Source organism: Frankia umida, from assembly GCF_023242945.1.
GTDB classification, from domain to species: domain Bacteria; phylum Actinomycetota; class Actinomycetes; order Frankiales; family Frankiaceae; genus Frankia; species Frankia umida.
Window position 1 is genome coordinate 62628 of record NZ_JALKFT010000011.1, and the last position, 25339, is coordinate 87966.

Sequence of the window (25339 nt, forward strand, 5' to 3'; positions counted from 1 at the left end):
ACGCTGACTACGGATTCGGGGGCGGATCGTGGAATCGGACGCCGAGGTCATCTTCATCTCCTATCATCGGGACTCCGCTCCGGTTGCCGGGCGGCTACGCGACGCGCTGAGCTCGGCTGGATTCGGCGTGTGGATAGACACCGATGGGATCACGCATGGTGAACGTTGGCCGATGAGCGTCCAACGGGCGCTGGTGCGGGCCGATCGACTCGTGCTTCTGTTGACCCGGGCAGCGAACGAGTCGACCGAGGTCTTCAACGAGTGGTTCTACTTCTACCAACATCGCAAGCCGATCCACGTCATCCGGCTGGATGACTGCGACCCGCATTACCAGCTGCTTCCACTCCAGCGGGTTGACTGGGTGGATCGGGTGGAGTCCGAGTGGAGCGATCTCGTGTCCGAGCTGGCGGATCAGTTTCAGGCCACGTTCCAATGGCCGCTGCCGCAGAGCCGACACGCCGTGGTGACGACGGAGATGGCCCCGCAGCGCTCGCTGGCCGGTGCGATGGCCGTCCTCGCCCATGCGATGGCACACCCCGAGGAACCGGTGGCACTACGGCCGGAGCAACTGGTGAGTGTGCAGGAGCACAAGGCGCGCGGCCTACGCGAGTACTACCTCGCCTGCTACGCGCGCTGGTGCGGCCCGCAGCACGAACTCGACCGGAGGTTCGTGCGCCTCACACTGGTGTACGACGAGGGTACGACCTCGTCGGACCGCTGGGTGACGATGCCGAGTACCCGCCAGAGCGACGACCTCGGTGAGATCCTCACCGCCACCGACTCCTTCGCGTACGTCCTGCTGGGTGCGCCTGGCTCGGGCAAGACGACCCTGCTGCACCGGCTGGAGATGGATGCCGCCCGCGCGGCGCTCGTGCCGGGGTCATCGCCGACGAGAATTCCCTTCAGTGTCTCCTTGGCGGAGTACGGTCTTGGCGGGTCCGGGAATGACGCGCCGGACCCGGTCGAGTGGCTACAACAGCGCTGGTCCGCTCGAAATCCGCACCTTCCACCGCTGCTGGAATTTCTCGGCCAGGGTCGGATCCTGCTTCTGATCGACGGCCTGAACGAAATGTCTCACTACGATGCGAATGACCTTCGGGTGCGGGTCGATCGATGGCGATCATTCCTCTATGAGTGGATTCGGGACGTTCCGGGAAACCGTGCGGTTTTTGCCTGTCGTACGCTTGACTATGGCGCGATGCTCAGTACTAAGGATGTTGGCGTTCCGCACATTCGACTAGAGCCGATGAGCCGGCAGCAGGCGCTCGCCTACATCGATCTTCATCTGCCTGGGAGTTCGGCCGCCGTGCGCCAGGTCCTGACCGGCGACGAGCGGACCCTGTCCTTCTACCGTACTCCATACATGCTGAAGCTTCTGGTTGGGCAGGTGCGCGCGATCGGAACCGTACCAGTGGGTCGGGCCGACGCCTTCACCGCGATGATCCGAGAACTGTTGCGCCGGGAGATAATTTCTGGAAACCAGCGGGTGAACAATCCTGAGCTGCTGACCGAACGGGAACGGCGCCGACTTCGCGATGGAGTCCGAGATCCCTACTGGTTGCCGGACAGTGGGCACCTTGTCCCTGCTCTGACCCGGCTCGCCTACCAGATGCAGGTGGCGAAGAAAGGTGGTGACAAAGGTGCGGTTGTCGTCGACTACGACACCGCCGTAAAGCTTCTGAACGGCCTTGCCCGAATCGCGGAAGCATCCCTTCATGTCGGCTTCGATACGGGTATTCTCGACGAGCACGAGGAGACCGTGCGATTTTTCCATCAACTGCTGCAGGAGTTTTTCGCGGCCCGCCAGCTCAGCCGGGCGGGAGATGTTCCCCAGCTCGCGGTGCCCACCCGTGCCGATCAGGTTGTCCCGGCCCTCGAGGAGCAGCTCGATGCCCTCGCCGCCGGGGAGCCACTGCCGCCGCTGGCGTCCACCGGTTGGGAGGAGACGGCGGTGATCGCGGCTGCTCTCGCGGTGGATGCGGACCTGTTCGTCCGGCGGGTGATGGCGGTGAATCCGGCGCTGGCCGGTCGCTGTGTCGCCGCGGCCGATGTGCGGGTCACGGCGCAGACCCGGCGGGCCGTGGCGGACCGTCTGCTGCGCGGTGTCGGAGATGTGGGCGAGGATCTACGGGCCCGCATCGCGTTCGGCGACGCGCTCGCCGGGGCTGGCGATCCACGATTCGCGGTGGTGGAGAGCGTGGACGGGTCAGCGCTCGTGCCGCCGTTCGCGCGGGTGCCCGCCGGTCGTTACCGGTGCGGCGCGCCGGACAGCGCCTATCCGCTGGAGCGTCCGGTGCACGAGGTGGAACTGGCGGAGTTCGACCTCGCCGTGGTGCCGGTGACCAACGCGGAGTTCGAAAGATTCGTCCGGGCAGGCGGGTATACCGATCTGCGGTGGTGGCGGACGGGGAACGCCCGGTCCTGGCTGGGTGGAAGCGGTCTGCTGCCGGTGATCCAGCAGGAATGGCGCAAGAAGCGTGACGGTCTCAGGAGGCATCCGCGGCTCCCGGTGGATCTGCTCGCCAGTGGGCACGCCACCCTCACCCAGGCGGTCAGTATGGTGAAGCTGACCGAGATGTCCGACGAGCAGCTTCGTGGCGCGCTGGAGGATCTCTACGGCAACGCCGCCCCTATCAGCCCGGCCTACTGGCAGGATTCCTGGTTCAATCTGCCGGCCCGACCGGTGGTCGGTGTCTCGGTCTACGAGGCGGAAGCGTACTGTGCCTGGCTGTCCGCGGTGACCGGTGAGCGGTATCGGCTACCGCGCGAACATGAATGGGAGGCGGCCGCGGGTCCGCAGGAATTCCCTTTCGGGCCGGATTTCGACCGAGCTCTCGCCAACACGTTCGAGCTCAATGTCAGAAGCACGATACCGGTGGGGATAATGCCCGCCGGGGTCAGTGACGTCGGCTGTCACGACCTGTGTGGAAACGTGTTCGAATGGACCGCCTCCGAATACCAGCCCTATCCCTACCGGATGGAGGGGGCGCCCTCGGACGCGGTGAGCTCCATGCGCATCTGCCGGGGCGGGTCATGGCGTCACCATCAGGTCCGCGCGCGCAGTGCCTACCGTGGTCGAGGGCAGTGCTTCGTCCGCAATGATGATCTGGGATTTCGGTTGGCCAGGTAGGCACCCGCCGTCCGGTCGGGTCCGCCGCCTCGGGTGATCGTGGGCGGGCGGCGGTGCTCGGGGCCGAGCGGATGCACGATCCCATGGCCGTCGCAGACCAGCGGGTCAGGCGCGGAGTCGTAGGCGACGTCGAAGCCAGCCGCGACCGCGGCTGTCGCCAGGCCCGGAACATCGGCCCGTACCCGTACCCGTACCCGTACCCGTACCCGTGCGCGCGGCGCCGTCACGGCCTCGTCGATCCGCGCGTGATTGCCGATCATCCTGGTGCAGGTTGGTCGCGTCGATCGGGCGGGGTTCGGGCGTGTGTGGCGGGGCAGGGCGGGTAGGCGAAGGACTTGCGAGCTACCGGCAGGACGAGGAGTGCGTGGTGACCATCAAGGAGCGTCGTCCGACGACTACCGACGCGGGAGTTCCCGTCGCCAGTGATGAGCACTCGCTGAGCGTCGGGCCAGACGGGCCGTTGCTGCTGCAGGATCACTATCTGATCGAGCAGATGGCGAACTTCAACCGGGAGCGGATCCCGGAGCGCCAGCCGCATGCCAAGGGGGGCGGGGCGTTCGGTTCGTTCGAGGTGACGGCGGACGTGAGTCCGTTCACCCGAGCCGCCGTGTTCCAGCCCGGGGCGAAGACCGATGTGCTGATCCGGTTCTCCACGGTGGCGGGGGAGCGGGGCAGCCCGGACACGTGGCGGGACCCGCGTGGTTTCGCGGTGAAGTTCTACACGTCCGAGGGCAACCTGGACATCGTCGGCAACAACACACCGGTGTTCTTCATCAAGGACCCGATGAAGTTCCAGCACTTCATCCGGTCGCAGAAGCGCCGCAGCGACAACAACCTGCGTGACCACGACATGCAGTGGGATTTCTGGACGCTCTCACCGGAATCCGCCCACCAGGTCACCTGGCTGATGGGGGACCGCGGTATCCCGCGGACCTGGCGGCACATGAACGGCTACTCCAGCCACACCTACATGTGGATCAACGCCGCCGGCGAGCGGTTCTGGGTGAAGTACCACTTCAAGACCGATCAGGGCATCGAGACCTTCACCCAGGACGAGGCCGACCAGATGGCCGCGATCGACACCGACTACCACCAGCGTGACCTGTACGAGCACATCCGCGACGGCGAGTTCCCGAGCTGGACGCTCAGGATGCAGATCATGCCGTTCGAGGACGCGAAGACCTACCGGATCAACCCGTTCGACCTGACGAAGGTCTGGCCGCATGCGGACTATCCACTGCGCGAGGTCGGCCGGCTCACCCTCGACCGCAACGTCACCGACTACCACACCGAGATGGAGCAGGCCGCGTTCGAACCGAACAACATCGTGGCCGGCACCGGTCTGTCGCCGGACAAGATGCTGCTCGCCCGCGGCTTCAGCTACTCCGACGCCCACCGGCACCGTCTTGGCGTGAACTACAAGCAGATCCCGGTGAACTCGGCGAAGGTGCCCGTCCACAGCTACTCCAAGGACGGCGCGATGCGGGTGCGGAACGTCTCCGACCCGGTGTACGCGCCGAACTCCTACGGCGGCCCGGCCGCCCGGCCGGAGCTCACCGACGACGGTGGGCTGTGGTACGCCGATGGTGAGATGGTCCGCGCCGCCTACACCCAGCGTCCGGATGACGACGACTGGTCGCAGGCCGGCACGCTGGTGCGGGAGGTGCTCGACGAGGCGGCGCGCGCCCGGTTGGTCGAGAACATCGTCGGTCATCTGCTCAACGGGGTGAGCGAGCCGATCCTGCACCGGGCGTTCGACTACTGGCGCAACGTCGACAAGGACCTCGGCGACCACGTCGAGGAGGGTGTCCGCGCCAAGCAGTCCGAGCTCGACCCGAAGGCGTCGAAGCAGGCCAACCCGGCCCGCTCCAGCGCCCAGGCCAAGGCCTGAGCCGCTCCAGCCGCCCAAGCCCAAGGGCCTGAGCGGCTGACAGCCTGACGGCCCTGACAGCCTGACAACCCTGACAGCCTGACAACCCTGACAGCCTGACGGCCCTGACACACCCTGACGCCGAGGATCCCGGGAGCGCGCGGGCACGACTCGTCCGCGCGCTCCCGGGCGGCGAGGGTCAGTACCCGAACAGGATCCCTCCTGCGGACCCGTGGGGTCGGCAGCGCCCAGGTGATCGCCCGCCCGATGACGACGCTCTCGGCCAGGGCCGGTCGCCGAGAGGACGCCTGCCGCCGACCCCCGCGCGAGCGCGCCAGCGCGGCCAGGCCACGCACCGACCTCGGTGAGAACGATCCTGCCCCTGCGTGCTCGACACTCCACATATCCGACGCCCTGGCCTGGCGCTGTCCTGCGCGCGAGCTTCCCGGGCGGCAAGGTTGCTCTGTGTAAAGAGTGCGTGCCGTGTCGTAGAGGTGTGGACGTCCCGGTGGATGGGATTCGTCCGGCGGCGAGTCTCTTGCGAACTTCACTTGCGAACGGCGTTAAGTTAGGCAATAGTCTGGCACATCGCATGGAGGTGGGCGTCACACCAGGCGCCCCACGTCGACGGGGGGCGCCTGCACCATGGGCAGGCCCGCACTCCGCTCCCGGACCCGGGCATGTCGATCGACGGAACCGTTCTGACCGCGGCGGCTCGCATGCGGTGTGCGGAGAGGGGCGCATGCGCATGACCTGGGGCGACTCCGGATAGTTCACATCTTCGCCCGGCCAGAACAGGCCGGGGCGTCATCAGCCCCGGCGGCCGGCGTGGTAGCCACGGGTGCGGTCGTGCCAGTGGCTCGCGGGTCGCTGGCTCAGGGCTCGTCCCACATCGGTACTTCCCTGGCGGGCCGCCATGAGCGGTGCGTCGACGGTGGGATATCCGCCGTTCCTGACGTAGGCCTGCGCGATCACGGGTCAAGGGGCGAACCGCAGGGAGCCCGCGGCCGCCCACAGTCCACTGAAGTCACTCTAAGTAATTTTTTGTCGCTTTTTGTAGTTCTGCTCTGGGCGCGCCATGGGAGCGCGGCCCGGGACGACACCACGGAGGTACACCAGATATGCAGCGGGAAACGTCCGGGGTGGGCGGGTGGCGTAGCCGCTCGGTCCGCTCCACGAGCCTTGCGGCGGTGTCGACGCTCAGCGCGCTCGTCCTGCTCGCCGCCGGCTGTGGCAGCAGTGGCAGTGACGACACGAGCAGCACGTCGGGTTCGGGTGGGACGTCGACCGCCAACGCGGCGACGGTGTTAGGCCCGGTCAACAAGGCCGCTGGCGCTCCGGTCAAGATCGGCCTGATCTCGGACGGCAAGGGGCCGTCCTCGGACACGTCGATCGAGGGGCCCGTCACCGAAGCCACGGTGAAGTACCTCAACGAGCGCAAGGGCGGCATCGCCGGCCGGCCGATCCAGCTCGTCAGGTGCGAGACGCAGAACGACGCGGCCAAGGCCACCGACTGCGGTAACCAGATGGTCGAGGAGAAGGTGGCGGCGGTCGTCGTCGGGCAGTCGTCGGTCGCCGACGCGGCCTGGCAGCCCGTGCACGCCGCGCACGTCCCCTTCTTCGTCTATGCGGCGAACACCGCGTCGCTGCTGACGGACCCGACCTCGACCTTCTCGCTCGGCGACCCGACCGCGCAGGTGCGCGCGGCCGTGGACCTCGCCAAGTCGAACGGTCTGAAGAAGGTCACGGCGATCGTCATCGACGTGCCGCCGGCGCTCGGGTCGTTCAAGGCCGACGGGCCGAAGATCGCCAGTGAGGCCGGGGTCCAGCTCACCCTGCTGCCCGTCCCGCTGGGCACCGCGGACATGTCCCCGCAGCTGCAGAAGCTCGCCGGTAGCGACTCCGCCGCGTTCATCCTGGGCAGCGAGGGATTCTGCATCGCCGCGCTCAACGGGCTGCGCACGGTCGGCTTCACCGGGCCGGTCGGGGCCATCGGGATCTGCGCCTCCGACGCGATCCGCAAGGCGGTCACCGGTGGGCTGAAGGGCACGTCCATCGTCGGCACCGTGCCGTTCGGGACGGACAACCCCTCGACCCGGCTCTACGACGCGGTCCTCAGCACGTACGGCAAGTCGGTCGACCCGAACTCGGTGACCGGTCTGAGCATGTTCATGACCTTCTCCGGCTTCCAGACGGCGGTCGCGGGCCTCAAGGGCGACGTCACCCCCGCCGCGGTCACCTCCGCGATCAGGAGCATGCCGGAGTCGGAGCTGCCCGCTAGCGGCGGCCAGAAGTTCCAGTGCAGCGGCAAGCTCGAGCCGAACTACCCGGCGGTCTGCCTGCGTGGCGCCCTGACCACCAAGCTTGACGACAAGGGCAAGCCGACCGACTACAAGGTGCTCGCCACCTCCTGACCGTGGGCCGCCGACCCCGGCGGCTGGCGGCCAGTGTCACAGGCAGAGTGTCACAGGCAGAGTGTCACAGGCAGTAGGGGCGGAAGGTCGGCGGGCGTCACCGCCGACCTTCCGCCCCGTGCGTGTGGGGATGCCGAGGAACGTCAGGAAAAGTTGCCCGCCAAAATGTGATCTGAAATTATCCTCGCGAACCACCTGTACGTGATTGACAGTAGTTGACGTAGCACCCTGGGTGGGATGGTAACGCGAGGCGCGTCGATCAGTTGCGCAGCGCGTCTGCCCTTCGCCCTCGCGGGCCTCTGGCGGGGCTGTGCGGCGGCGGCCCTGTCGAGGCGACGTGCAGGCAATCCTGTCCGGGCACCGTCTGTGCCCAAGGGCCGTATGGCAAGGAAGGCGCGTGCACATGTCGAGGGATGGCCGGCTGGCAGGAAAGGTCGCTTACATCACGGGGGCCGCTCGCGGCCAGGGCCGGTCGCACGCGGTGACGCTGGCGCGGGCTGGGGCGGACATCGTGGCGATCGACCTCGCCGCCCAGATCGACAGCATCAAGTACAAGCTCGCGTCCAAGGAGGATCTGGACGAGACGGTCGCGCTGGTCGAGGCCGAGGGCGGGCGCTGCCTGCCGATCGTCGCCGACGTGCGCGACATCGACGCCCTCGACCGCGCGGCCAAGCAGACGATCGCCGAGTTCGGCCGGCTCGACATCGTGCTCGCCAACGCCGGCATCATGCACATCTCCACGGCGGACGAGTCGCTCGAGACCGCCTCGCACAACTGGGGTGACGCGGTCGGCGTCATGCTGACCGGGGTGTTCAACACGATCCGGGTCACCTACCCGCTGATGATCGAGGCGGGTAACGGCGGTTCGATCGTCGTCACCAGCTCCACCGCCGGCCTGTCCGGCATGCTCGACGGCACCGGCGGCATCGCCGGCTACAACGCCGCCAAGCACGGCGTCGTCGGCCTGGTCCGCGGCTACGCGAAGTACCTGGGCAAGCACAGCATCCGGGTCAACTCGGTGCACCCGATGGGTGTGGCCACCCCGATGGTCATCAACCCCGAGTTCGAGGAGTTCTACAACAGCGGCGAGAACGCCACGGTCGTGTCGATCTCCCCTCGGCTGCTGCCGATCAACATCCTGCAGTCGCAGGACGTGAGCAACGCGATCGCCTGGCTCGTCTCCGACGACGCCCGCGCCGTCACCGGGATCACCCTGCCGGTCGACGCCGGTGTCACCACTCCCTGACTCGTCCCACAGATCTGATCGTCTGAACACATGTGGAGGACGTGACAGTGACCGTCGACCAAGGGGGCGCGCCAGCCGACGCCCCGCTGTCGCTGCCGGCGAAGCTGCGGCAGCTCGCCGCCGAGCGGCCGGATGACATCGGGCTGCGGTTCATCGCCCTGGACGGTAGTGAGCCCGCGTTCAGCTACGCCGAGCTGAACCGGCGCTCGTCCCAGCTCGCCGCCGCGCTCGCCGAACGGGGCGTGGTCTCCGGCGATGTGGTCGCACTCGGGCTGCGCAACTCCCCGCAGCTGGTGCTGGCGGCGCTGGCGACCTGGAAGCTCGGTGCCACTCCGGTACCGGTGCGCTGGGACGTACCCGACTGGGAACTCGAGCGGGTCAAGGAAGCGATCAACGGACGGGTGTTCCTCGGTGCGGCCGATCTCGGCTGGATCGACGAGACCGAGAACGCCCCGGTACCGGACCTGCCCGACCAGGTCTCCCCACGGGTGCAGGGCATCTGCAGCAGCGGTTCGACCGGCAACCCGAAGATCATCGTCATGGAGCGGCCCGCGGTCTACCGCGAGGTGGTGACCACGCCGTTCATCGCGGCGTGGGGGGTCACCGTGCCGCGGCCGGAGACGATCCTCGTGCCGGCGCCGATGTACCACGCCAACGGTTTCGCGCCCCTGCAGCACCTGTTCGCCGGCGACCAGCTGGTGGTGCTGGAGAAGTTCGACGCGGCCCGGGTCGTCGACGTCATCGAGCGCTACCGCGTCTCGACGTTCACCGCGACGCCGACGATGCTGCAGCGGATCGCCGCGCTGCCCGACATCGACGACCGTGACCTGACCAGCATCCAGTGGATCATCCAGGGTGCGGCGCTCATGCCGCGCACGCTCATGCACCGGTGGATCGGGCTGATCGGGCCCGAGAAGATCGTCTCGATCTACGGGATGACCGAGGCACTCGGCCTCACCGCGCTGCGCGGCGACGAGTGGCTCGAGCACCAGGGCAGCGTCGGACGCGGCCTCGGCGACACCGAGATGCGCGTGCTGGGGCCGGACGGCGAGGTGCTGCCGCTCGGCGAGATCGGCGACATCTACCTGCGTAGTGCCACATCCCCCGCCTACACCTATGTCGGCGACGCACCGCGCCTGCCCAGCACACCGGACGGCTTCGCCAGCGCCGGCGACCTCGGCTACCTCGACGCCGACGGCTACCTCTACCTGGTCGACCGTCGGGTCGACATGATCGTCACCGGTGGGGCGAACGTGTTCCCCGCCGAGGTGGAAGCCGCGATCATCGACCATCCCGGCGTCTCGGACGTGGTGGTCGTCGGCCTGCGCGACGAAAGCTGGGGCCGTCGCGTCCACGCGATCATCGCGCCGACCGACGCGGCCGCCCCGCCGACCACCGAGGAGATCCGCACCTTCACCAGGAGCCGTCTCGCCGCCTACAAGGTGCCGAAGACGGTCGAGGTGGTCGACGCGATCCCCCGCAGCGAGGCGACCAAGGTCAACCGCGGTGCCCTCGTGAAGGCCCGCGGCGGCTGATCGGCGCCCCGCCCACCGGCAGGCGGAAACCCGGTGGGCGGGGGCGGCTGTCGGCCGCTGTGGATCGTTGTCGGCCTGGGAGCCGTCTCAGACGGTGCTCAGGGCGACCTCGGTGGACTTGACCAGCGCGGTCACCGCGGAACCGGCGGCGAGCTGAAGGTCGAGCACCGAGGCCAGCGTGATCGCCGAGGTGAGCTCGCCGCCGCCGTCGAGGGTGACCCGCGCGACCGACATGGCGTTGCCCGACTCGACGCTTGCCACCGTGCCGCGCAGCTGGTTGCGGATGCTCAGCCCCGACACGTCCCCGGTGGCCAGGGCCACCTCGTTGGACTTCACCAGCACCTCGACCGGTGCGCCGGGCTTGAGCCCGAGGTCCTCAACGGCCGCGCCCGTGACCGCCGCGGTGACCGTCTGACCGCCGGCGAGCGTGACGGTCACGGTGCTCATCACCGCCCCTTCGGTGATGTCGGCGACGGTGCCGGGCAGCTGGTTACGGATGCTCAGGCTCATTGTGATGCTCCATTCCCTGGTTTCTCGTGCGGGCCTGAACACGTCATACCCCGAACGGGCGTCGCCTTCACGAGGTCGAACCCGAAATGAGGTATGGAAGACAATTGAAGTCGGTCATGCTCCAACCGCCTTCGCGGAATTCGATGAGGCATTGTTCCGTAATTCGCGCTGATTAAACCGTCGTGACGACCGCGAGCGCGGAAGCGCGCACGTCGGTCCGGCGCAAGGTGACCGACGCCCCGCGTCCCGCCCCCCGTCGGTGCCAGACCGGCACGGGTCACCTGGGGGTGACGGACTGGCGTTCCAGGGCGATGTCGAGCAGTTCGTCGGTGAGGACCAGCTTGACCCGCGGCCGGCCGCTGGCGGCGCCCGCGGCCCGCTCGGCGGCGTCGATGAGCTGCCAGCCCTCCTCGGTGACCAGGTGCGGCTGCCGTTCGAGCAGCCAGCTGACGATCTCGACGTCGTGGTCGAAGGCCACCCCACGATCGTGGCGGCGCAGCGAGCCCTCGGCGAGATCGGCGAACAGCCGGGCCACCGTCTCGGCGGCGCACTTGCGGTTCGTGCCGATGATGCCCGTCGGCCCGCGCTTGATCCAGCCGGCGACGTACTCGCGTTCGGCCCCGGTGACCCGGCCCCGCTCGTTCGCGATCACCCCGCGCCGCTCGTCGAAGGGCAGCCCGCCGAAGGCGACCCCCCGGTAGCCCACGGCCCGCAGCACCAGGTTCGCCGGCACCGTCTCCCGCTCGCCGGTGTCGACGGCGCCGACCCAGCCGTCCTCACCCACGGTCAGCGCGTTGCGGGCGAACACGACCTCCTCCACCCGGCCGTCCCCCCGGATCTCCAGTGGGGTGCGCTGGAAACGCAGCGCCACGCGCCGCCGCCCGGGGGCCGCCGGCGTGTCCGCGTACCCACGCAGGACGGCGAGGTTACGCTTCGCGGCACGCGAGAGCGCCTCCTCACCGGGCTGTGGCCCCACCTCGGCCGGGTCGACGTCCACCCCGGACTCGGTGAACTCCGGCAGCTCCCGCAGCTCGGGTGTGGTGAACGCGGCCTGCGCGGCGCCCCGGCGACCGACCACCATGACCTCGGTGATGCTGCTGTCCCGCAGCGCCGTCAGCGCGTGGTCGGCGATGTCGGTGCGCCCGAGCCGTTGCGCCGGTGAGCACAGCAGCCGGGCCACGTCGAGCGCCACGTTGCCCGCGCCGATCACCACCGCGCGCTCGCCGCTCAGGTCGAAGCTGAAATCGGCGTACTCGGGATGGCCGTTGTACCAGCCGACGAAGTCGACCGCCGACACGCTGCCCGGCAGGTCCTCACCGGGAATGCCCAGACGCCGGTCGGTCTGCGTGCCGACCGCGTAGAGCACCGCGTCGTAGCGGGCGGTGAGCTCCTCGCGGGTGATGTCCCGCCCGATGTGCACGTTGCCGAAGAACCGGAAGTTCGCGTGCGCGGCGATCTGCTCGTACACACCCGACACCGTCTTGATCTTCGGATGGTCCGGCGCGACCCCCGAACGCACCAGCCCCCACGGCGTCGCCAACCGCTCGAACATGTCCACCCGCACCGGCACCGCCGTCTGCTCCAACAGCGAGCTCGCCGCGTAGAACCCCGACGGCCCCGACCCGACGACCGCCACGATCAACGGCTTGCCCGCGCGCGGGGACGGGGCCATGGCCGCCGGGCTCGCGGTGCTCGGGCCTGCGGTTTTCGCGTCAGGGGTGTTCGAGCCAGGGGTGTTCGAGCCCGCGGTGGACTGGGGTGTGGTCGCCTGGGACACGGTTCCTCCCGTTCTCCCGGCACCGCTCGCTTTCGCGGACGCGCGTGGGCGGCCGGCCGGGTTCGGGCGCCCGAACCGGCGGATGCCGTCGGTCGCCGGGGTTCTGTGGCATCACTCGTCTCGTACCCGCAACACCTGACACGGTGCACGATCCGGGAATTCCGGTTCGACCCGCCGACCTGCGCTCGACGATTCCTGCACGGAACGCGTGGACACTCCTCGGTCGGCGGTCGATGTCGGCGGTCGATGCGCCCGAACGGGATGACCGTTCGAACGTCCTTCCTCAACGTAGAGAATCCAACTACGTGACGCAAGGACAGCACCTGTCACCGGCCGCGCGTCCACCCGACCCGCACTCGGGAAGCAGCCCGGGTCCAGCCGTTCGGGGTCCAGCCGTTCGGGGTCCAGCCGTTCGGGGTCAGATGTCGCCGCGCCAGCCGCGCAGGCCCTCGGAGCCGAGACCGGAGGCACCGAGCCGGCGCAGGAACTCCTCCACCAGGTCGACGAGCTCCCGGGCGACCTCGTACGGCGTCTCCATCGACAGCACCGCGGGCAGCTGCGCGTCGGCGCTGCCGGCGAACGCCCGGTTGCTCGCCCGCAGCATCGCGGTGAACACCGGCACGCCGAGCTCGTCGATCTGGTCGATGTGCCGGCGCAGGAAGCTCGTGGGCCGTCCCCGGTAGTACTGCACCATGATGAGCACGACACCGAGCACCCGCGGGTCGAGCTTCTTGACCGCCGGACGCAGTCCCGACTGCAGCTCGGCGACCCGGTTGAACTCCCAGACGAACCGGCTGAGCTTGCCCAGCATGTGCTCGATCCCGAGGGTGGAGAGCAGGTCGGGACGCGCCGGAATCAGCACATGGTCGCACGCCGCGATCGCCGCCCTCGTGACGACGCCGAAGTGCGGCGGGCAGTCGATCACCACCAGATCGTAGGCGTCGGCGTCCAGCGACTCGAGCCCGTGGGACAGCCGCTGGTAGACGTCGAAGTAGTGCCGGGTCGAGCGATGCGCCTGCGCCCCGCCAAGACGTGCGGTCAGATCCATCTCGACGTCGCCGAGCGCCAGATGGGACGCGATCAGGTCCAGCTGCCCGCCGCCCGCGCTGATCGCCTCGGCCGCCTCGGGCGGCGTCGTGATGTACCCCTGCAACGACGGCGCCGTGGTGTCCGGCCGCCAGGTCTCGAACCACGCCTTGACCGTGCGTCGCTGATCGGCCAGTTCCGTGCGCCAGACCTGCGGCCGGTAGAAGGAGAAGGTCAGGTTCGCCTGCGGGTCCAGATCCACCATCAGCACCCGCTTGCCGAGCCGCGCGATCGCCGTCCCGATGTTGGCCGTGAGCGTCGTCTTGCCCACCCCACCCTTGTAACTGGCGACCGCCACCACCTTCACGGCATCCTCACTTCACTACCTCGGCTCGTCAGCTCATCAGCGGCCAAACGGTCATCCCATCCGTGCACGGCTCACAAGCAGACTACGGCGATGCCCTGATCGGCCCGTTCTGTCACCCTGTCATCCACGCCCGCCCTACCCCGCCGCCCGCCCCCCACCTCCCCGGCCCGCGGCCCCCGTCCGCCCTCGCCTCACCGGCGTCTCCCGGGCCGGACCCCACCCGGCCTTCGGTCGTCCCGGCGGTATCCGTCCCGGAGCATTCGTCGCGTCGATGCGGTCTTCTGCGACCTCGACATCGCCGGATGGCAGAGTCGAATGCACCCCTCTGATAACCCAGAGTTATCGCCTGGAGGTGTAGGGGCGTTCGCTGGCGCGGGAGGCAGGTCGCCGACCCTTCGTCCAGCTCCGTCACTGGGCGCAGCCCCTGGCAGCGATGACGCCGCCAGGGGCACGCCTGGTGGTTGCGTGAGGACAGCACGTGGACGACGGGTGCGGCCGAAGATCCACTAGGAGTGACCTGGATCGGCCGCGGCGCGGCACGAGCGGCGCGGGGTGGAGCGGGTGACGCGGGGACGGGGGAGCCGGCCGTGCGGATCGGTGCTCAGTGCGTGCGGGGGTGGACGGAGGTCCTCCCCGTCTGGGCGGACGAAGGTGCCCCTGACCGGGTGAGCGAGGATGTGCGCGTCACCTGGATGGCTCGGATGGGCGGACGCGGGTGGATGGCCCGCACGGGCATCCCACCAGAGGGTCAGGCGGCTTCGCGGGGATTGGCGGCCTCGGGGCCGTCGAGGCAACGGGCCAGCCAGGCCGCGGCGCGCGTGTAGGCCGGATCGTCGTCATGGTCGGGGTCTCGCGGACCCGGCACCGCCCCCCTCGCCGGCACACCGGCCGGACCCAGGGCCGGGACCGTCGTCGCACCCATCGCGCGACCCTGCGGCCAGGGGCGTGGGCGTGGCCGGGGCCGGGGGCGGGACTCGCCGGCCCGCGGGTAGGAGCCGAGGAAACGGACCTTCGGGCACAGCCGGTGCAGGCCCATGAGCGCCTCGGCGACCCGACGGTCGCTGGCGTGGCCTTCGGCGTCGAAGGAGAAGCAGTACTGGCCGAGGCCCTCACCGGTGGGACGGGATTCGATCCGCAGCAGGTTCACCCCCCGCACGGACCATTCCTGCAGCAGTTCGAGCAGCGCACCGGGATGGTTGTGGGCGAGCCAGGCCACGGCGGAGGTCTTGTCCGCGCGGGTGGGCAGGCCGAGGGGTCCGGGCCGGGCGACCAGGACGAAGCGGGTGGTGGCGCCGGCGACGTCGTTGATGTCGGTGAGCAGCGCCTCGAGGCCGTAGCGGCGGGCGGCGAACGCGCCGGCGAAGGCGCAGTCGAAGCGGCCGTCGCGGACCAGACGGGCACCTTCGGCGTTGGAGGCGGCGGACTCCCACTCGGCGTACGGCAGGTAGGTGGCCAGCCAGCGGCGGACCTGGGCCTGCGCGACAGGATGGCCGGTGACGGTCTTGATCTCGTCCAGCCGGGTGCCCGGGCGGACCAGCAGCGCGAAGCTGATCGGCAGCACCACCTCCCGGTCGATCAGCAGGGGCTGGCCGGTGGCGAGTTCGTCCAGGGTGGTGGTGACGGCGCCTTCGACGGAGTTCTCGATGGGGACCAGGGCGCCGCTGGCCTCCCCGCAGCGCACCGCGTCCAGGGCGGCGGTGACCGACGTGGACGGGATGAGGTCGGCGTTCGCCACCTCGGGCAGCGTCCGTAGGGCGATCTCGCTGAAGGTCCCCTCGGGGCCGAGATAGGTATAACGGGCCCGCACGGGCACGGCAGACCTCCTTGTGGAACGGGCGGCGCCCGCGGGCGTCACGGACAGGAGGTAGGGCACGGACGGCAGGTGATCGACGGACTGCTCGGAGCTGGTCATCGGGAACCGCGGGTCACAGGTGACGCAGGAGCGCCGTCGGGTCCTCGGTGGCATCGGCGACGAAGCGCAGGAACGCCCCGGCCGTCGCACCGTCACACACCCGGTGATCGAAGGTGAACGACAGCTGCACGACGCTGCGGACGGCCAGTGCTCCCCGCACCACCCAGGGTCGCTCGAGGATTCGTCCGACACCGAGCATCGACGTCTGCGGAGGGGCGATGATCGGCGTGGCCCCGTCGACACCGAACACGCCGTAGTTGTTCAGCGTGAACGTCCCGCCGGTGAGCTCGGCCGGGGTGAGCCGACCGGCGCGGGCCGCCCCCGTCAGGCGGGTGATCTCGGTGGCGAGTTCGGCGGTGGTGCGCCGGTGGGCGTCGCGGACGACCGGGACCGTGAGGCCACGTGGGGTCTGGGCGGCGAAGCCGAGGTGGACGCCGTCGTGGTGGCGGATGCCCGTCGCCTCACCGTCGTCGTCGGTGACAACGGACGAGTTCAGCTCCGGTGCCCGCAGCAGGGCCGCGACGCACACCCGGGCGAGGATCGCCAGCAGTCCGATGCGCGGCTCGGCGCCGCCCGCGTTGAGCGTGTCCTTCGCCGCGAGCAGGGCGGTGGCGTCCGCGTCCACCCAGCAGGTCGTGTCGGGCACCTCGCGGCGACTGCGCCGGTACACCTGCGCCGCCCGCCGCCGCAGCACGTCGAACGTCTCCACGCCGTCCGGCCCGATCGGGCCACGCACCGCCGTGACCGGCGAGGCCGCGGCCGACAACGGCGCCGCGATCGGCACCGCGGGCGCGAGCGCTGCTGCCGGTGCCAGGGGTGCCAGGGGTGCCAGGGGTGCGAGGGGTGGTGGGAGGGGTGCGTCGGGGGCGGGCCGGGGCCGCGGGGCGGCGATGGCGCCCTCGACGTCGCGGCGCATGATCAGGCCGCTGGGTCCGCTGCCGTGCAGCGTCCGCAGGTCGACGTCGTGGTCGCGGGCCAGCCGGCGCACCAATGGCGAGACGACCGAGAGCGACCCGGCACGCCCGGTCCGGGAGCCGCCGGCGTCCACCGCCACGGCGGACCGTCCCGCCGCGGCGAACCGAGCGTCGGCGGTCTGGCTGTCCGTGGTCTGGGCACCGGTGGTCTGGGCACCGGTGCTCTGGGCGCTGGCGGGGTGGGTGCCGGGGAGCGTGCCGTGGTGGCCGGGGCGGAGGGTGACCTCGGGCCGGGGGATCGGGATGACCGTGCTGCGACCGACACCGCTGTCGGCGCTGACGGGACGTCGACGCCGCGGGCGGCGCCGGTCGGGCTCGGTGCTCACGCCGTACCCGACCAGGATGTTGCCTGGCCCGTCCGGGCTCTCGGCGGACGGGTGGAGCTTCAGGCCACGCGCACGCCCTGGTCCGTCCGGGCCAGCGGTGCCGTCCGGGCTACTGGTGCCGGGCAGGCTACTGGTGCCGGTCGGGCCAGTGGTGCTGGTCGGGCCGGGGGTGCCGTCCGGGGCGGGGGTGGCGATGGTGATCAGGGGGGCGCCGACGAGGACGCCGGTGCCGGCGGGGCCCGCGAGGGAGGTGACGACGCCGGCGTACGGGCAGGGGACCTCGACGACGGCCTTGGCGGTCTCGACCTCGGCGACGGGCTGGTCGATGGTGATGACGTCCCCGACCTGGACGAACCAGCGGACCACCTCGGCGGACACCAGGCCCTCACCGAGGTCGGGCAGGGGGAACTCGCGAACCGCGGGCACGGGCTACTGCTCCCATTGAAGTCGGGCGACGGCATCCAGGATGCGGTCGACGCTGGGCAGATGGTGCTTCTCGAGCATTGGCGGGGGATACGGGATGTCGTAGCCGGTGACGCGCAGGACGGGGGCGGCGAGCTGGTGGAAGCAACGCTCGGTGACCCGGGCGGCGATCTCCGCGCCGATCCCGCCGAAGCCGCTGGCCTCGTGCACGACGATGGCGCGTCCGGTGGCCCGCACCGCGGCGCTGACCGTCTCGTCGTCGAAGGGCACCAGCGACCGCAGGTCGACCACGGCGAGGTCGAAGCCCTCCTCCTCGGCGGCCCGCGCCGCCTCCAGGCAGATCGGCAGGCTCGGTCCGTAGGTCAGCAACGTGGCGGACGTCCCGGTTCGGCGCACCACCGCCCGTCCGATCGGCGCGGTCTCCTCGAGGGGGGCGGTCGTCCAGTACAGGCGCTTGGGTTCGCAGAAGATGACCGGGTCGTCCGAGGCGATCGCGGCGCGCAGCAGGCCGTAGCTGTCGGCGACCGTCGCCGGGGTGACCACGTGCAGACCCGGTGTGTGCGCGTAGTACGCCTCGCTGGAGTCACTGTGGTGCTCGACCCCGCCGACCCCACCGCCGTAGGGCACCCGGATGGTGATCGGCAGGGCCATCCGTCCACCGGTGCGGTTGCGCATCTTGGCCACATGCGAGAAGAGCTGCTCGAACGCCGGGTAGGCGAACGCGTCGAACTGCATCTCCACCACCGGGCGCAGCCCGTACATGGCCATGCCGATGGCGGTGCCCAGGATGCCGGCCTCGGCCAGCGGCGTGTCCAGGCAGCGGTCCGGGCCGAACTCGGCGGCCAGGCCGTCGGTGACCCGGAAGACACCGCCGAGCGCCCCGACGTCCTCGCCGAGGATGTGCACCGTCGGGTCGTCCCGCAGGCTGTCGCGCAGCGCCAGGTTGAGCGCCTTGACCATCGTCATGGACGTCGCCGCCGGCTCGCCCGCGGGCAACCCGACCGGCCTCCCCGCCGGCGTCCTGGCCGGCGTCCTGGCCGGCTCCGAGGTCACTGCCGCGGCGCCGCTCATCGGAGGTCCCCCCTACCGTCGTGGTCACGGTCCAGCTGGCCGCCAGCGCCCTCAGCGGCGTGGTCGGCATGGTCGGTGTGGTCGGTGTGGTCGAAGCTGTGGGAGTTGTCGGCGGCGAACTCGGCGTCGAGGGCCAGCCGGGCGTCCAGGTCGGCGGCCTGCTCACGCAGCTGGCTGGTCGGCGTCGCGTAGACGTGCGCGAACAGCGACCGCGGGTCGGGCTCGGGGGCCGCGTCGAACTGGGCGCGGATCTCGGCGGCGAGCTCCTCGGCCTGCGCCGCGAGCCGCTCGGCGGTGGCGTCGGTGAGCTGGCCGTGGGCCCGCAGGTGTGCTTCGAGGCGGGTCAGCGGGTCGCGGGTCCGCCAGTCGTCGACCTCGGCGGTGCTGCGGTAGCGGGTGGCGTCGTCGGCGTTGGTGTGCGCCTCCAGCCGGTAGGTGATGGCCTCGACCAGCACCGGTCCGCGTCCGGCCCGGGCGTGCGCGACGGACTCGGTGAGCACCTGGTGCATGGCGAGGGCGTCGTTGCCGTCGACGAGGCGTCCGGGCATCCCGTACCCGACGGCCTTGTGCGCCAGCGTCGGTGCCGCCGTCTGCTTGGCCAGCGGCACCGAGATGGCATAGCCGTTGTTCTGCACGAGGAACACCACCGGCGCGCGCAGCACAGCCGCGAAGTTCAGGGCCTCGTGGAAGTCGCCTTCGGAGGTCCCCCCGTCACCCACCAGCGCCAACGCCACCACGTTGGCGGCGGACGCCCGGGGGTCGGCCGCAGCCCGCAACCGGGCGGCGTGGGCGAGCCCGACGGCGTGCACGGCCTGGGTGGCAAGCGGCGTCGCCAGCGGCGCGATCCGATGCTCGTACGGGTCGTAGCCGCAGTGCGAATGCCCGCGCATCAGGGTCAGCGCGTCGATCGGAGCCACCCCGCGCGCCACCACGGCGAGGGTGTCCCGGTAGCTGGGAAACAGCCAGTCCTGGTCGGCGAGCACCATCGCCGCCGTCACCTGGCAGGCCTCCTGCCCGGTGGACGCCGGGTACACCGCGAGGCGACCCTGCCGGGTCAGCGTGGTGGCCTGCCGGTTGAAGCGACGGCCGAGGACGAGCCGGCGATACAGGTCAAGGGCCAGGTCCGGGTCGCCGGTCACCGCGGCCCTGGTGCCGAGCACCTGCAACGGTTCGGCGTCAGGCAGCAACGGCGCCGGGTCACGGCGCGGGCCGCGAAGGCCCACCGACCCGACAAGATCGGTCGGCACACTGTCGTGGACGATGGTCATGACCCACCTTCGGACTGGGCAACGAAAATCAGAGAAACGCCAGGACGGACGCCGCGGCACCCGCCCCATCCGGACCACGCCCGTCCGACCACGCGAGGCGACAGCTGCCGGTCAGGACGTCGCGTCGGGTCGGGGTAAGCGGTCCGCGAGGACGGCCGCCGCGTGCCGTAGGGCGGTGTCGCCGGTCCGTCCGGCGAAGTACCCCCCTGTTTTCCATGTCGGTGGTTACGCCGACGTGAATCGGCGTCGAGCGGCCGGAAGCTGATCTGACCGGCCGTCACGACCGATTTTCCACGGCCGTCCGGCGAATGTGCCGTGGCGATAATCACGCCAGGTTGACACTACAACCAGGGTGCCGGGAGACCCACCTTCGACGGGCCGTAAAAACTGCGCCGACGGCCCGTCCGGGGAAGCGCCGGTGCCGGCGTCGGAATTTCCGCTACGGATTTTCTTAACGGGTGGCGCACCGGTCGGCAATCCGGTCGCCCAACGGTGCCGTCCACCGGTCGTGAGCGGTCGCCGGCAGTCGCCACGGCGGACGGCGGCCGGGCCGTTACCTCGGATGCCCGAGCCCTTAGGTGCCATTGTCCGAAGGTCGAGGCCGGAACATCAGATCGTCCGGGCCCGTATTGATTTTCTGGTTTTGTGTCGGCCGGTGTCGCGATAGTCGGAAACTCGCCGAACCAGGGCGGTGGCGGATCGGGTGCCCGCCGGTGGCGGGGCGGCCGACCGGCCACGCGACGTCCTCGACGTCGTGGATCGTCCCGCCGAGGCCCGTGTGGGACCTGGTGCCCGTGTCCTCGCGCGGGCCTCGGCCGGATCTGGTGCTGCTGTGCTGCTGGGAGTGCGGTGCTGCGGTGCTGCGGTGCTGCTTGGGGTGCGGGGGTGCGGGGGTGCGGGATGGGTCAGGCGGTGAGGGCGCCGGTGGTGAGCAGGCCGACCAGCAGGGCGGCGATGACGAGACGGTAGGCGACGAAGGCGTCGAAGTTGTGCGCGGCGACGTACTTGAGCAGCCACGCGATCGAGGCGTAGGCGACGACGAACGAGACGAGGGTGCCGACGGCCAGCGGGAAGGCGGAGACACCGCCACCGACGGCGTCCTTGAGTTCGTAGAGACCAGCGCCGGTCAGGGTGGGAATGGACAGGAAGAACGACAGTCGGGTCGCGGCGACACGGTCGAGGTCGCGGATGAGGCTGGTGGAAATGGTGGCGCCGGAGCGGGAGAAACCGGGGAAGAGCAGGGCGAGGATCTGCGCCGAACCCACGATCAGGGTGTCGGGCAGGCTGATGTCGTCCTCGCCGCGCTTGTGCCGGCCATAACGGTCGGCGAACCACATGAGTCCGCTGCCGGCCACCAGTGACGCGGCGACCACCCACAACGAGGCGAGTGGACCGTCGATGAGCGGTTTCGCGGCGACGCCGACGAGAACGACGGGGATCGTCGCGTAGATGACCCACCAGGTGAAGGCGTAGTCGTGGTTCTGCCGGGCCGCGGGATCGCGCAGACCGCGAAACCAGGCGGTGACCAGGCGGCGGATGTCCTTGAAGAAGTAGACCAGGACGGCCGCGATCGCACCGACCTGGATCACGGCGGTGAATCCGACGACCGCCTTGTCGTCCACCTTGATGCCCAGCAGACCTTCGGTGATCTTCAGGTGGCCGGTCGAGGAGACCGGGAGGAATTCGGTCAGGCCCTCGACGATGCCGAGGAGCACGGCCTGGCCGACGCTGATGGAGCTCACGTGATCGATACCTTCAGGGATCCAGGCGCGGCGGCTGGCCGCGCGTTCGGTGGACCGGGCGGGCGGTGCCGCCACGCCGGCGACCCGACCCGTCTGCCCCGGGATGGTCTGCTGCGATCCGCACAGTAGAACACCGTGCGTACGCGTCCGAGCCGCGGGTCACCTCGCGGGGGCGCCCTCAGCCGCGCGGGCGCGCCGCGCGCCGTCCGGATCGGTACTCGCGCAGGACGGGGATCGCCGACATGGCGATGATGACCAGGGTGATCGGGAGGAGGTAGCGGTCGATCGGCACCACCCGTCCGAACCCGTACCGGCGCAGCACCTCGTGCGCGAACTCCCCGGTCACAGCCCTGCCACCCCTGCTGTTCCAGCCGCCCCTGTCGCCCTTGCCATCCCGGTCGTTCCAGCTGGCGGGTCGAGCCGCGGGGCCTGGACGTCGGCGCGGGTGCGGGCCGCGTAGGCGACGAGCCCGACGATGACCACCGTCGCGAGGGCGCTGACCACCCCGTCCCCAAGGCCGAGGCCATGGCGGTGCACCGGTTTGCCGAGCCAGTCGGCGAACGAGGCACCCAGCGGACGGGTCACCACGTAGGCGGCCCAGAACGCGGCGACCTCGCCGAGCCCGTACCAGCGCCGGGCGAACGCCGGCACCGCGATGATCGCGGTGAACATCAGTGCGGACGCCAGGTACCCCAGGTGCAGCGTGTCGGCGGTCAGATCGCCCAGCGCGGTGCCGAGCGCGAACGTGGCGAGCACCGTCGTCCAGTAGTAGTGCTCGCGACGACGGGTGACAATCGAGTGGATCGACAGCGTGCCCTCGGTGCGGTGCCAGCGCCACAGCACGGCGGCGAGCACGAGGGCGTAGAACACCGTCGAGCCGACATGCCCGATCGGCGGCCCGTCGGCGGCCATCGTCCCGAACACGGCGAGCATCACCACCGCGAACCAGTAGACCGAGGCCTGGTAGCGCCGGCTCCGCAACTGCAACCACAGGGCGGTCGCGAACCCGCACAGTCCGACCGCCGCGGCGAGGACGAGGTTCACCGACGCGAGGAAGTCGGCCGTGGCCTCACCCATCCCGGTAGAAAGGATCTTGATGGTCCAGAACAGGCCGGTGATCTCGGGAACCTTCGCGGCGACGGGCTCATCACCAGGCAGTAGACGAGAGACGGACGACCGCATGCACATACCTTTCCGAGGTGGTCGCGCGGGCACCCCGAGAACACCACCGCGGCGGTGTGAGGACCGTGTGAGGCGGACGGTGAGCGACGCGGTGAACCTCGGTGACGGCTCGTGTGGCGACGGTCCGTACGATCGGCGGATGGCTGACAGCCGCGCGCCCCATGCCCCGTCCAGCGCCTCCGCCACCAGTGCCCCCGCCACCGGCGCCGGCACCATCGCCAGTGGCGACGCGCTGCTGCGAGGGCTCGGGGGATATGTCTCCGAGAGCCGGCCGGAGTTCGAGCGCCGCCTCGCCGAACTGGTCGGTATCCCCGGGGTCAGCGCCGATCCGGCGCGCGCCGCCGACATCGCGCGCACGGCCGAGCACGCGGCTACCCTGCTGCGCGACGCGGGCCTGTCCGCGCGGATCGTGGCGACCCCCGGCAACCCGGTCGTCGTCGGCGAACACCACGCCGGCGCGGACCTCCCGACCGTGACGATCTACAACCATCTCGACGTCCAGCCCGCAGACCGGGCGCAGTGGCACACCGAACCGTTCCGCCTGACCATCGCCGGTGACCGCTACTCCGGTCGGGGCAGCACGGACGACAAGGGTCCGGCGCTGACCGCTCTGCAGGCCGCCCAGTTCGCCGTCGGACACGAATGGCCGGTCAACATCCGGTTCGTCTGGGAGCTCGAGGAGGAGATCGGCAGTCCGAACTTCGAGGAGTTCGTCCGCGCCGAACTACCGCGGCTTTCCACCGACGTCGTGCTGGTCTCCGATTCGATCTGGATCGCCGCGGACCGCCCGGCCATCGACTACGGCCTGCGCGGCCTGGTCACCTTCGAGGTCACCCTCACCACCGGCCACAACGACACCCATTCCGGGCTCACCGGCGGCCCGGCCCGCAACCCGCTCACCGAACTCGCCGGGCTCATCGCCGAATGCGTCGACGCCACCACCGGACGGGTCCTCATCCCCGGTTTCGCCGACGCCGTCGCTCCCGTCGCCGACGACGAACTCGACGGTTTCGTCGCCTCCGGTTTCGACGTCGAGACCTTCATGGCCGCCCACGGCCTGACCTCGCTACGGACCACCGACGTCCGCGAGGTCGTGCGCCGCATCATGGCCGAACCGACCTTCGAGGTGCACGGCCTGACCGGCGGTTACACCGGCCCCGGTGTGAAGACCATCGTGCCGCCGTTCGCCACCGCGAAGCTCAGCACCCGGATCGTCCCCCATCAGGACCCGCAGGCCGTCTTCACGCTGATCCGCGACTTCATCACCGCCCGCCACCCCGACGCCGTCGTGGAACTCGAGGCCGCGATGCCCCCGTACCTCGGCCCCCGCACCGGCCCCTACGCCGACGCCGCCGCGGACGCCGTCGAATACGCCTTCGGCCGCCGCCCCGCCTTCGTCCGCGAAGGCGGCTCCATCGGCGCCGTCCTCACCATGGACCAGTACCTCAAGGCCCCCGTCATCCTGATGGGCCTGAGCCTGCCCAGCCACGGCTACCACGCCCCCAACGAGCACTACGACTGGACCCAGGCCGCCGGCGGCATCCGCATGTTCGCCCACTACCTCGCCCACCTGGCCGCCCGCCCCGCCTCCTGAGCCTGGAGACGGCTGGCGACGCATGGCCCGTGCCCATCCGGGTGCGGTCCGCGTGGGCTCGTTGTCTTTCGCCTGCCGTGCGCATGTCAGCTGGGGGTCGGATGAGAACGGGGAAACTCTTCACGGTGATCGCGACTTCGGTGGCGATCACCATGGCGGTCGCTGGCTGTGGGCAGGGCTCCGAGAACGCGAGCGTGCGCCCCGCCGCCACTGCTACTGCCGGAGCCTGCGCGAGGCTCACCGCGGCGGACATCTCCCAGAAGCTCGAGGAATACCGGGAGTACAAGCGATCCCATGAAACGGGCCCCGGCGGTGAGAAAGTAGCGAACTACGGAGACTGGGCGTACGCCTCGGCTCCCGTGAACGTCACCGGCCCAGGAACCTACACCTTCAGGTTCGGCCCACTCGCCGACGGAGCTGATGCCCCGAAGGTGTTCTCGATGTTTCCTTCCAGTGGCTTCCTGGGTTCTGTCGGCCCCAGCGAGAAGGGTGTAATGCGAGAGGTGTCCGACGCAGATGGAAAGCGTTATCTGCTGGCCGATCTGGCTGTTTTTGGCAAGGTGGTTCCGTGCGATTCACTCATCGTTTTTATCGCATGATATCGACACCCAAATTCGAACCCTTCTCCGGCGTTCGGATGGCCCCGGTCGGCCACCGGCGAACGCGGGAGCCTTATGGAGGTTCCGAGGTCAAGATATCGAAACTCCTCCGGCGCACCGATCTTCCTGATGTGCCTTGGCCGCAGCGGATCTGGGAAACGTGCCGTACGAGCATGGACGGGCCGGATTCTCGAGATCCCACAGGACGATTCCGCCGTCGCTGTCAGCCGTGATCAGCATGCGGCCACCGGCGGTGAAAGCAAGGAACCGCACCCACGACCGGTGCGCAACAATGTCCGCGAGCGGTCGAACGATCACCGGCAGATCCCCCTCGCCGGCCGGCATCGGATCAACCGCTGCTACTGATCCAGAT

The 25339-nt window shown here is 69.9% G+C and carries 17 protein-coding genes; 7 read left to right on the forward strand and 10 right to left on the reverse strand.

Annotated elements, in window-relative coordinates; translation table 11 throughout:
• The first annotated feature begins 28 nt into the window (after positions 1-28).
• From MXD59_RS13070 to MXD59_RS13090, 5 genes are all read left to right on the forward strand, one after another.
• The gene (locus tag MXD59_RS13070) at positions 29-3130 is read left to right on the forward strand and encodes an SUMF1/EgtB/PvdO family nonheme iron enzyme (protein ID WP_372512056.1); all 3102 of its coding nucleotides are present in this window, start codon (positions 29-31) and stop codon (positions 3128-3130) included.
• 367 nt (positions 3131-3497) lie between these two features.
• Positions 3498-5021 carry a catalase gene (locus MXD59_RS13075; protein ID WP_248824924.1) on the forward strand — a complete coding sequence of 508 codons (1524 nt, stop codon included), beginning with the start codon at positions 3498-3500 and terminating at the stop codon, positions 5019-5021.
• Positions 5022-6190: 1169 nt separating this feature from the next.
• A complete protein-coding gene (locus MXD59_RS13080) occupies positions 6191-7414 on the forward strand; it encodes an ABC transporter substrate-binding protein (protein WP_248824925.1) in 1224 nt (407 codons plus the stop codon).
• 403 nt (positions 7415-7817) lie between these two features.
• Positions 7818-8660: a mycofactocin-coupled SDR family oxidoreductase gene (locus MXD59_RS13085; protein WP_248813989.1), complete on the forward strand. Its 843-nt coding sequence runs from the start codon at positions 7818-7820 to the stop codon at positions 8658-8660.
• A gap of 47 nt (positions 8661-8707) precedes the next feature.
• On the forward strand, positions 8708-10195 hold the full coding sequence (locus MXD59_RS13090) for a class I adenylate-forming enzyme family protein (RefSeq protein WP_248824926.1): 1488 nt from the start codon (positions 8708-8710) through the stop codon (positions 10193-10195).
• Positions 10196-10282: 87 nt separating this feature from the next.
• Here the strand turns inward: MXD59_RS13090 and MXD59_RS13095 are convergent, their stop codons facing one another.
• The 10 genes from MXD59_RS13095 to MXD59_RS13140 all read right to left on the reverse strand — a co-directional run bounded on the left by MXD59_RS13095 (position 10283) and on the right by MXD59_RS13140 (position 22773).
• Positions 10283-10705, reverse strand: a complete 423-nt coding sequence (locus tag MXD59_RS13095; protein WP_248824927.1) for a TOBE domain-containing protein — start codon at positions 10703-10705, stop codon at positions 10283-10285.
• Between the two features lie 277 nt (positions 10706-10982).
• A complete protein-coding gene (locus MXD59_RS13100) occupies positions 10983-12377 on the reverse strand; it encodes an FAD-dependent oxidoreductase (RefSeq protein ID WP_248825053.1) in 1395 nt (464 codons plus the stop codon).
• A 523-nt stretch (positions 12378-12900) separates the two neighbouring features.
• A complete protein-coding gene (locus tag MXD59_RS13105) occupies positions 12901-13875 on the reverse strand; it encodes a ParA family protein (protein ID WP_248824928.1) in 975 nt (324 codons plus the stop codon).
• Between the two features lie 748 nt (positions 13876-14623).
• Positions 14624-15787 (reverse strand): prephenate dehydratase, encoded by a 1164-nt coding sequence (gene pheA, locus MXD59_RS13110; protein WP_248824929.1) that lies wholly within the window; start codon positions 15785-15787, stop codon positions 14624-14626.
• Between the two features lie 13 nt (positions 15788-15800).
• A complete protein-coding gene (locus MXD59_RS13115) occupies positions 15801-17513 on the reverse strand; it encodes a dihydrolipoamide acetyltransferase family protein (protein ID WP_248824930.1) in 1713 nt (570 codons plus the stop codon).
• Positions 17514-17516: 3 nt separating this feature from the next.
• Positions 17517-18470, reverse strand: a complete 954-nt coding sequence (locus MXD59_RS13120; RefSeq protein WP_248825055.1) for an alpha-ketoacid dehydrogenase subunit beta — start codon at positions 18468-18470, stop codon at positions 17517-17519.
• A 107-nt stretch (positions 18471-18577) separates the two neighbouring features.
• A complete protein-coding gene (pdhA, locus tag MXD59_RS13125; RefSeq protein WP_248824931.1) occupies positions 18578-19849 on the reverse strand; it encodes a pyruvate dehydrogenase (acetyl-transferring) E1 component subunit alpha in 1272 nt (423 codons plus the stop codon).
• A 905-nt stretch (positions 19850-20754) separates the two neighbouring features.
• A complete protein-coding gene (locus MXD59_RS13130) occupies positions 20755-21591 on the reverse strand; it encodes an undecaprenyl-diphosphate phosphatase (RefSeq protein ID WP_248813998.1) in 837 nt (278 codons plus the stop codon).
• 178 nt (positions 21592-21769) lie between these two features.
• The gene (locus MXD59_RS13135) at positions 21770-21937 is read right to left on the reverse strand and encodes a hypothetical protein (RefSeq protein WP_248824932.1); all 168 of its coding nucleotides are present in this window, start codon (positions 21935-21937) and stop codon (positions 21770-21772) included.
• Positions 21934-22773 carry a COG4705 family protein gene (locus MXD59_RS13140; protein WP_248824933.1) on the reverse strand — a complete coding sequence of 280 codons (840 nt, stop codon included), beginning with the start codon at positions 22771-22773 and terminating at the stop codon, positions 21934-21936. The genes MXD59_RS13135 and MXD59_RS13140 overlap by 4 nt, the downstream gene beginning before the upstream one ends.
• A 139-nt stretch (positions 22774-22912) precedes the next feature.
• Here MXD59_RS13140 and MXD59_RS13145 point away from each other — a divergent pair, with 139 nt between their 5' ends.
• Positions 22913-24367 (forward strand): M20/M25/M40 family metallo-hydrolase, encoded by a 1455-nt coding sequence (locus MXD59_RS13145; RefSeq protein WP_248824934.1) that lies wholly within the window; start codon positions 22913-22915, stop codon positions 24365-24367.
• 125 nt (positions 24368-24492) lie between these two features.
• Complete coding sequence (locus MXD59_RS13150; RefSeq protein WP_248824935.1) at positions 24493-24966, forward strand: hypothetical protein; 474 nt, start codon at positions 24493-24495, stop codon at positions 24964-24966.
• Positions 24967-25339 lie beyond the last annotated feature (373 nt).

What these genes read in the sequence shown, in the direction of transcription:
- MXD59_RS13085 (WP_248813989.1), top strand. Translation starts at nt 7,818, where the DNA reads ATGTCGAGGGATGGCCGGCTGGCAGGAAAGGTCGCTTACATCACGGGG.
- MXD59_RS13095 (WP_248824927.1), bottom strand. Translation starts at nt 10,705, where the DNA reads ATGAGCCTGAGCATCCGTAACCAGCTGCCCGGCACCGTCGCCGACATC.
- MXD59_RS13100 (WP_248825053.1), bottom strand. Translation starts at nt 12,377, where the DNA reads ATGGCCCCGTCCCCGCGCGCGGGCAAGCCGTTGATCGTGGCGGTCGTC.
- pheA (WP_248824929.1), bottom strand. Translation starts at nt 15,787, where the DNA reads ATGACCAGCTCCGAGCAGTCCGTCGATCACCTGCCGTCCGTGCCCTAC.
- MXD59_RS13120 (WP_248825055.1), bottom strand. Translation starts at nt 18,470, where the DNA reads ATGGTCAAGGCGCTCAACCTGGCGCTGCGCGACAGCCTGCGGGACGAC.
- pdhA (WP_248824931.1), bottom strand. Translation starts at nt 19,849, where the DNA reads ATGACCATCGTCCACGACAGTGTGCCGACCGATCTTGTCGGGTCGGTG.
- MXD59_RS13140 (WP_248824933.1), bottom strand. Translation starts at nt 22,773, where the DNA reads ATGCGGTCGTCCGTCTCTCGTCTACTGCCTGGTGATGAGCCCGTCGCC.
- MXD59_RS13145 (WP_248824934.1), top strand. Translation starts at nt 22,913, where the DNA reads ATGGCTGACAGCCGCGCGCCCCATGCCCCGTCCAGCGCCTCCGCCACC.